This window comes from Pseudomonas sp. BN102, from assembly GCF_029871245.1.
GTDB lineage: Bacteria > Pseudomonadota > Gammaproteobacteria > Pseudomonadales > Pseudomonadaceae > Metapseudomonas.
Window position 1 is genome coordinate 337892 of the sequence record NZ_SSON01000073.1, and the last position, 7632, is coordinate 345523.

Consider the following 7632-nt stretch of genomic DNA (forward strand, 5'->3'; position numbering starts at 1 on the left):
ACCTCAAGCCCGGCCTCTAGTCTCTCGAACCCATAAGCAGAGCCATGCCGGGCGCCACAAGGAGCACCGGGATGACCGAAGAACAAAAACCCGAGAAGAAAAGAGCCAGCAAGATGACCGGCGCCGCGAGCACCCCGACCCTGCACAGCGAACTGCTGATCGACGGCCAACTGGTCATAGGCGCGGGGCTGGCCGAGCCGATCATCAACCCCGCCAGCGGCGAAACCCTGGTGAGCATCGCCGAAGCCTCCATCGAACAGGTGGAAGCCGCGGTCGCCGCCGCCCACCGCGCCTTCGCCGGCTGGTCGCGCACCACGCCTGCACAGCGCTCCGCCGCCCTGCTGGCCATCGCCGACGCCATCGAGAAGCGAGCCGACCAGCTCTCCCGCCTGGAAGCCCTGAACTGCGGCAAGCCGCTGCACCTGGCGCGCCAGGACGACATCCCCGCCACCGCCGACGTGTTCCGCTTCTTCGCCGGCGCCGTGCGCTGCCAGCAAGGCCAACTGGCCGGCGAATACATCCCCGGCCACACCAGCCTGGTGCGCCGCGACCCGGTGGGCGTGGTGGCCTCCATCGCCCCCTGGAACTACCCGCTGATGATGGCGGCCTGGAAGATCGCACCGGCCCTGGCCGCCGGCAATACCCTGATCTTCAAGCCCTCGGAGCACACCCCGCTGTCGATCCTGGCGCTGGCCCCGGCCCTGGCGGAGATCCTCCCGCCGGGCGTGATCAACATCCTCTGCGGCGGCGGCGACAGCGTCGGCAGCCAACTGGTGGGTCACCCGAAAGTGCGCATGGTCTCGCTGACCGGCGACATCGTCACCGGCCAGAAGATCCTCCAGAGCGCCGCCCGCACCCTGAAACGCACCCACCTGGAACTGGGCGGAAAAGCGCCGGTGATCGTCTGCAACGACGCCGACCTGGATGCCGTGGTCCAGGGCATCCGCACCCACGGCTACTACAACGCCGGCCAGGACTGCACCGCCGCCTGCCGCGTCTACGCCCAGGCCGGCATCCACGACCGCCTGGTGAGCGAGCTGGGGGATGCCGTGGCCAGCCTGCGCTTCGCCCGCAAGCGCGACCAGGACAACGAGATGCCGCCGCTGATCAGCTCGCGCCAGCGCGACCGGGTGGCCAGCTTCGTCGAACGCGCCCTCGGCCAACCGCATATCGAGCGGGTCACCGGCGCCGCAGTGCACTCCGGCGCCGGCTTCTACTACCAGCCGACCCTGCTGGCCGGCTGCAAGCAGCAGGACGAAATCGTCCAGCGCGAAGTCTTCGGCCCGGTGGTCACCGTCACCCGCTTTGACGAGCTGGCCCAGGCCGTGGACTGGGCCAACGACTCCGAATACGGCCTGGCCTCCTCCGTCTGGACGCAGAACCTGGACAAGGCCATGCAAGTGGCCGCACGCCTGCAGTACGGCTGCACCTGGATCAACACCCATTTCATGCTGGCAAGCGAGATGCCCCACGGCGGGCTCAAGCGCTCCGGCTACGGCAAGGACCTGTCCAGCGATTCGCTGCAGGACTACAGCGTGGTGCGCCACATCATGGCGTGCCACGGAGAGACGCTTTAGCAAAACAACAACGGTTCGACCTGCCCCAACTGCCCCGACCAATAACAACTCGAGAGGGAACATCATGTCCGTGCGCAAAACCGCTCTGCTTAGCGCCATCGCCACCGCCGTCCTGGCCAGCACCAGCCTGCAGGCTGCCGAGGCCCTCAAGGAAGTCGGCAAGGGCGAAGGCCAGCTCGACATCATCGCCTGGCCCGGCTACATCGAGCGCGGCGAGTCGGACAAGAACTACGACTGGGTCACCCAGTTCGAGCAGGACACCGGCTGCAAGGTCAACGTGAAGACCGCCGCCACCTCCGACGAGATGGTCAGCCTGATGACCAAGGGCGGCTACGACCTGGTCACCGCCTCGGGCGATGCCTCCCTGCGCCTGATCTATGGCAAGCGCGTGCAGCCGATCAACCCGGACCTGATCCCCAACCTGAAGAACCTCGACCCGCGCCTGAAGGACGCCCCCTGGTTCACCGTGCAGGGCAAGCAGTACGGCACGCCTTACCAGTGGGGCCCGAACCTGCTGATGTACAACACCAAGGCCTTCACCAAGGCGCCGGACAGCTGGAGCGCCGTGTTCGAGCCGCAGCAACTGGCCGACGGCAAGGCCAACAAAGGCCGTGTGCAGGCCTACGACGGCCCCATCTACATCGCCGATGCCGCCCTCTACCTGAAGTCCGCCAAGCCGGAACTGGGCATCCAGGACCCCTACCAGTTGACCGAGGAGCAGTACGCCGCCGTACTCGACCTGCTGCGCAAGCAGCACGGCCTGGTGCACCGCTACTGGCACGACGCGACCGTGCAGATGAGCGACTTCAAGAACGAAGGCGTGGCCGCTTCCAGCACCTGGGGCTACATGGCCAACACCCTGAAAGCCGAGGGCCAGCCGGTGGCCACCGTGGTGCCGAAGGAAGGCGTCACCGGCTGGGCCGACACCACCATGCTGCACGTGGACGCCAAGCACCCGAGCTGCGCCTACAAGTGGATGAGCTGGTCCCTGGAGCCCAAGGTCCAGGGTGACCTGGCCGCCTGGTTCGGCTCCCTGCCCGCCGTCCCCGCCGGCTGCAAGGCCAGCGCCCTGCTCGGCGCCGAAGGCTGTGCCACCAACGGCTACGACCAGTTCGACAAGATCGCCTTCTGGAAAACCCCGCAGGCCGAGGGCGGCAAGTACGTGCCCTATAGCCGCTGGACCCAGGACTACATCGCGATCATGGGCGGAAGGTAACGAAACTTCCCCTCTCCCTCTGGGAGAGGGGCCGGGGGAGAGGGTAGTCAGCCACCGCACGGTGTTCGCCCTCTCCCCAACCCTCTCCCGCAAGCGGGAGAGGGGGCTGGTCCGAATCACCCTGAAAAACCGAGCTGCTGACGCGCCCCTCACCCCAACCCTCTCCCCGAGGGAGAGGGGGCTGTCCTGAGCCACCTGAGATTCCCAGCTGGGCCTCCACCTCGAGACCCCGCCCAGGTCATGTCTTTTTTCGCGTCACCGGAGCACCTCACCATGACACTTGCCGTCCAATTCACCCAGGTTTCCCGCCAGTTCGGCGAGGTCAAGGCCGTCGACCGGGTATCCATCGATATCAAGGACGGCGAGTTCTTCTCCATGCTCGGCCCGTCAGGCTCGGGCAAGACCACCTGCCTGCGCCTGATCGCCGGCTTCGAGCAACCCAGCTCGGGCTCCATCCGCATTCATGGCGAGGAGGCGGCCGGCCTTCCGCCCTATGAGCGCGACGTCAACACCGTTTTCCAGGACTACGCACTGTTCCCGCACATGAACGTGCGCGACAACGTCGCCTACGGGCTCAAGGTCAAGGGAGTCGGCAAGTCCGAGCGCCATAACCGTGCCGAGGAAGCCTTGGGGATGGTCGCCCTGGCCGGCTACGGCGACCGCAAACCCGCGCAACTGTCCGGCGGCCAGCGCCAACGCGTGGCCCTGGCCCGCGCGCTGGTCAACCGCCCCCGCGTGCTGCTGCTGGACGAGCCCCTGGGCGCGCTCGACCTCAAGCTGCGCGAACAGATGCAGAGCGAGCTGAAGAAGCTGCAGCGCCAGCTCGGCATCACCTTCATCTTCGTCACCCACGACCAGGGCGAAGCGCTGTCCATGTCCGACCGGGTGGCGGTATTCAACAAGGGCCGCATCGAGCAGGTGGACACCCCGCGCAACCTCTACATGAAGCCGGCCACGCCCTTCGTGGCCGAGTTCGTCGGCACCTCCAACGTGCTGCGCGGCGATCTGGCGCGCCAGCTCACTGGTGTCTCGCAGCCCTTCTCCATCCGCCCCGAGCATGTCCGCTTCGCCCAAGGCGAGATCGGCAGCCACGAGGTGGAGATCAGCGGCCTGCTCCACGATATCCAGTACCAGGGCGCCGCCACCCGCTACGAGATCCGCCTGGACAACGGCCAGAACCTTTGCGTCAGCCTGGCCAACAACCAGTGGCAGGACGCCGCGCCGCTGCACCAGCAAGGCCAGGTGGTGACCGCCCGCTGGGCTCGCGACGCCATGGTCCAGCTCAACGAGGACCTGTGACATGGAACTGACCCTCAACGCCGAGCGGCCCCAGGCCGCCAACGGCCTGCTGCGGCGGCTGTCGAACCTGCTCTATCGCAAGCCGACCCTGTACCTCTCGCTGCTGCTGGTACCGCCGCTGCTGTGGTTCGGCGCCATCTACCTGGGGTCGTTGCTGACCCTGCTCTGGCAGGGCTTCTACACCTTCGACGACTTCACCATGGCGGTGACGCCGGACCTGACCCTGGCCAACTTCGCCGCGCTGTTCCAGGCGGCGAACTTCGACATCATCCAGCGCACCCTGGGCATGGCGGTCGCCGTGTCCCTCGCCAGCGCTGCCCTGGCCTTCCCCATCGCCTACTACATGGCGCGCTACACCACGGGCAGGACCAAGGCGTTCTTCTACATCGCGGTGATGATGCCCATGTGGGCCAGCTACATCGTCAAGGCCTACGCCTGGACCCTGCTGCTGGCGAAGGGCGGCGTGGTGATGTGGTTCGTCCAGGCGCTGCACCTGCAGCCGTTGCTGGAACTCTTGCTGGGCATGCCCGGGGTGGGTGGCAACACCCTGTCGACTTCGCACTTTGGGCGCTTCCTGGTGTTCGTCTACATCTGGCTGCCGTTCATGATCCTACCGATCCAGGCTTCCCTCGAGCGCCTGCCGCCGTCGCTGCTGCAGGCTTCGGCGGACCTCGGCGCTCACCCGCGCCAGACCTTCATGCAAGTGATCCTGCCGCTGTCCATCCCAGGCATCGCCGCCGGCTCCATCTTCACCTTCAGCCTGACCCTCGGCGACTTCATCGTGCCGCAGCTGGTGGGCCCGCCCGGCTACTTCATCGGCAGCATGGTCTACGCCCAGCAGGGCGCCATCGGCAACATGCCCATGGCCGCCGCCTTCACCCTGGTGCCGATCGTGCTGATCGCCATCTACCTGTCCATCGTCAAACGTCTGGGGGCCTTCGATGCACTCTGAGAAAGCTTCGTGGGGGCTGAAAGCGGCCGCCTGGGGTGGGCTGGCATTCCTGCACATCCCGATCCTGATCATCTTCCTGTACGCCTTCAACACCGAAGACGCGGCCTTCAGCTTCCCGCCCCAGGGCTTCACCCTGCACTGGTTCAGCGTCGCCTTTGGCCGCGCCGACGTGGTGGAAGCGATCAAGCTGTCGGCACAGGTGGCCGCACTCGCCACCCTGATCGCCCTGGTGCTCGGCACCCTGGCCGCGGCCGCGCTCTACCGCCGCGACTTCTTCGGCAAGGAAGGCATCTCGCTGATGCTGATCCTGCCCATCGCCCTGCCCGGCATCATCACCGGCATCGCCCTGCTCTCGGCGTTCAAGGGTCTAGGGATCGAGCCGGGGATGCTGACCATCGTCATCGGCCACGCCACCTTCTGCGTGGTGATCGTCCACAACAACGTGATCGCGCGCTTCCGCCGCACCTCCCACAGCCTGATCGAAGCCTCCATGGACCTGGGCGCGGACGGCTGGCAGACCTTCCGCCACATCATCCTGCCGAACCTCGGCTCGGCCCTGCTGGCGGGCGGCATGCTGGCCTTCGCGCTGTCCTTCGACGAGATCATCGTCACCACCTTCACCGCCGGCCACGAACGCACCCTGCCGATCTGGCTGCTCAACCAGCTCAGCCGCCCGCGCGACGTCCCGGTGACCAACGTGGTCGCCATGCTGGTGATGCTGGTGACCATGCTGCCGATCCTCGGCGCCTACTACCTGACCAAGGGTGGCGAAGGCGTGGCGGGGAGCGGGAAGTAAAGATATTCCCCTCTCACTCGGACTCCTCCCCTCGCCCTTCAGGGAGAGGGGCCGGGGGAGAGGGTGACGAGGCTCGATTCTGAACACGCGGCTGCCGGCAAGTCCGCAGCCCTCTCCCTAGCCCTCTCCCTGAAGGGAGAGGGGATAGCTACGAGGAAGACCCCATGCAAACCAAACTCCTGATCAATGGCCAACTGGTCGCCGGCGAAGGCCCGAGCCTCGCCGTGCTCAACCCGTCCCTGGGCACCGCTTTGGTGGAAATCGCCGAGGCCAGCCCGGCCCAGGTGGATGCCGCCGTGCAGGCTGCCGATGCCGCCTTCCCGGTCTGGTCGCAGACCCCGCCGAAAGAGCGCGCCAGCCTGCTGCTCAAGCTCGCCGACAAGATCGACGCCCACGCCGAAGAACTCGCCCGCCTGGAATCGCAGAACTGCGGCAAGCCCTACACCGCCGCGCTGAACGACGAGCTGCCGGCCATCGCCGATGTGTTCCGCTTCTTCGCCGGCGCCAGCCGCTGCATGAGCGGTTCCGCCGCTGGTGAATACCTGCCCGGCCACACCTCGATGATCCGCCGCGATCCGATCGGCGTGGTCGCCTCCATCGCGCCGTGGAACTACCCGCTGATGATGGCCGCCTGGAAACTCGGCCCGGCCCTGGCCGCCGGCAACACCGTGGTGCTGAAACCCTCCGAGCAGACTCCACTGACCGCCCTCAAGCTCGCCGAATTCATCAACGAGCTCTTCCCCGCCGGCGTGGTGAACCTGGTCTTCGGCCGCGGCCCGAGCGTCGGCGAACCGCTGACCACCCACCCGAAAGTGCGCATGGTCTCCCTCACCGGCTCGGTCGCCACCGGCTCGCGGATCATCGCCGGCACCGCCGACAGCGTGAAACGCATGCACATGGAACTGGGCGGCAAGGCCCCGGTGATCATCTTCGACGATGCCGACATCGACGCCGCCGTGGAAGGCATCCGCACCTTCGGTTTCTACAACGCTGGGCAAGACTGCACCGCCGCCTGCCGCATCTACGCGCAGCAGGGCATCTACGACAAGTTTGTGGCCAAGCTCGGCGAGGCCGTGGGCAGCATCCAGACCGGCCTGCAGGACGACCCGGCCACCGAACTCGGCCCGCTGATCACCGAGCAGCACCTCGCGCGCGTCGAAGGCTTCGTCCAGCGCGCCAGCGCCGTGCCGCACATCCAGGTGGTCACCGGCGGTGCGCGCGTCGCCGGCCCCGGCTTCTTCTTCCAGCCCACGGTGCTGGCTGGCGCCCGCCAGGACGACGAGATCGTCCGCCGCGAGGTGTTCGGCCCGGTGGTCTCGGTCACCGCCTTCGACGACGAGGAGCAGGTACTGGCCTGGGCCAACGACTCCGACTACGGCCTGGCCTCCTCGCTGTGGACCGCCGATGTCGGTCGCGCCCACCGCCTGTCCGCGCGCCTGCAGTACGGCTGCACCTGGGTCAACACTCATTTCATGTTGGTCAGCGAAATGCCCCATGGCGGGGTCAAGCACTCCGGCTACGGCAAGGACATGTCCATGTACGGCCTGGAGGACTACACCGCCGTGCGTCATGTGATGTTCAAGCATTAATCGGCTGTTCGCTCTTCCTTGTGGGGGCGACTTCAGTCGCTAAGCAGGCCGCAGGCCTGCCCTGGGAGCAACCAGGGGGCAGCTGCGTCGCCCTTCGCGAATGAATTCGCCCCCACAGGAAGAACAGATTCGCTTCACCGGCACCATCACTCACCAGGAGAACGATCAATGCGTAACACCTTGCGTAATTTCAGCTTCATCCT

6 protein-coding genes are annotated in these 7632 nt (G+C 66.6%); all 6 read left to right on the forward strand.

Annotation, left to right across the window (positions count from 1 at the left end):
- The first annotated feature begins 71 nt into the window (after positions 1-71).
- On the forward strand, positions 72-1577 hold the full coding sequence (locus E8F12_RS20940; RefSeq protein ID WP_280327095.1) for a gamma-aminobutyraldehyde dehydrogenase: 1506 nt from the start codon (positions 72-74) through the stop codon (positions 1575-1577).
- A gap of 64 nt (positions 1578-1641) precedes the next feature.
- Entirely contained in the window at positions 1642-2793 is a 1152-nt protein-coding gene (ydcS, locus tag E8F12_RS20945) for a putative ABC transporter substrate-binding protein YdcS (protein ID WP_280327096.1), read from the forward strand.
- A gap of 273 nt (positions 2794-3066) precedes the next feature.
- Positions 3067-4092: an ABC transporter ATP-binding protein gene (locus tag E8F12_RS20950; RefSeq protein ID WP_280327097.1), complete on the forward strand. Its 1026-nt coding sequence runs from the start codon at positions 3067-3069 to the stop codon at positions 4090-4092.
- 1 nt (position 4093) lies between these two features.
- On the forward strand, positions 4094-5044 hold the full coding sequence (locus E8F12_RS20955; protein ID WP_280327098.1) for an ABC transporter permease: 951 nt from the start codon (positions 4094-4096) through the stop codon (positions 5042-5044).
- Positions 5034-5840 carry an ABC transporter permease gene (locus E8F12_RS20960; RefSeq protein ID WP_280327099.1) on the forward strand — a complete coding sequence of 269 codons (807 nt, stop codon included), beginning with the start codon at positions 5034-5036 and terminating at the stop codon, positions 5838-5840. Before E8F12_RS20955 ends, E8F12_RS20960 begins: the two co-directional genes overlap by 11 nt.
- Before the next feature lie 164 nt (positions 5841-6004).
- Positions 6005-7429, forward strand: a complete 1425-nt coding sequence (locus E8F12_RS20965; RefSeq protein ID WP_280327100.1) for a gamma-aminobutyraldehyde dehydrogenase — start codon at positions 6005-6007, stop codon at positions 7427-7429.
- Positions 7430-7632: the final 203 nt, after the last annotated feature.

Coding starts and splice junctions, on each gene's coding strand:
- E8F12_RS20940 (WP_280327095.1), top strand. CDS start 72: ATGACCGAAGAACAAAAACCCGAGAAGAAAAGAGCCAGCAAGATGACC.
- ydcS (WP_280327096.1), top strand. CDS start 1,642: ATGTCCGTGCGCAAAACCGCTCTGCTTAGCGCCATCGCCACCGCCGTC.
- E8F12_RS20950 (WP_280327097.1), top strand. CDS start 3,067: ATGACACTTGCCGTCCAATTCACCCAGGTTTCCCGCCAGTTCGGCGAG.
- E8F12_RS20955 (WP_280327098.1), top strand. CDS start 4,094: ATGGAACTGACCCTCAACGCCGAGCGGCCCCAGGCCGCCAACGGCCTG.
- E8F12_RS20960 (WP_280327099.1), top strand. CDS start 5,034: ATGCACTCTGAGAAAGCTTCGTGGGGGCTGAAAGCGGCCGCCTGGGGT.
- E8F12_RS20965 (WP_280327100.1), top strand. CDS start 6,005: ATGCAAACCAAACTCCTGATCAATGGCCAACTGGTCGCCGGCGAAGGC.